Annotated in this window: 1 protein-coding gene; it reads right to left on the minus strand. The window is 70.1% G+C overall.

What is annotated here, in order from left to right; genetic code table 11:
• Positions 1-469: SURF1 family protein (locus tag AB4Y92_RS25510; protein ID WP_441822156.1), on the minus strand; the 469-nt coding region annotated here is incomplete at its 3' end.
• Positions 470-511: the final 42 nt, after the last annotated feature.

The following is a 511-nucleotide window of genomic DNA, read 5'->3' on the forward strand; positions in this document are numbered from 1 at the left end:
CACCCGGCTCGCTCAGCCGCAGCAACCCGGTGAGACTCGCCGCTTGACCGACAACCTTGCGCCGTTCGTCCGGCCCACGCCGCCCCTCCGGCAGGAAGCCGCGATTGACGAGAACGGTAAAGCCGGCATCCGTTCGAAATGCCGCCAGCACCCAGAAGCCGGGGCCGCGCTCCGTCACCGCCATCGTCAGAGTTTCCGGCCCGGGGAGATAGCGCCCCTGCAATGCAACGCGGCGGTATTCGTCGGTGGCGGCGCTGATCCTGCCCCATTCCGCCGGCCCGGGCGCGGCCGCTGGCGGCGCGTGAATGCGCGCCTCGACACGGGCGATGAGGTCGAGCTTCCAGGCCCGCCGCTGCATCTGCCAGATGCCGAGCCCTGCAAAGATGAACGCAAGCACGCAGGCTGCGGCGACAAAGGCGACATGCGCCGCGCGCGGTCGGCGCCCCTGACCCGCGTCCGGGAACGTCACGACGCCGGCCTCACATCCTGTGCATGTCGCTCGGCATCATGT

The organism is Lysobacter sp. TAB13 (genome assembly GCF_052113885.1).
Lineage (GTDB): Bacteria > Pseudomonadota > Gammaproteobacteria > Xanthomonadales > Xanthomonadaceae > Lysobacter > Lysobacter gummosus.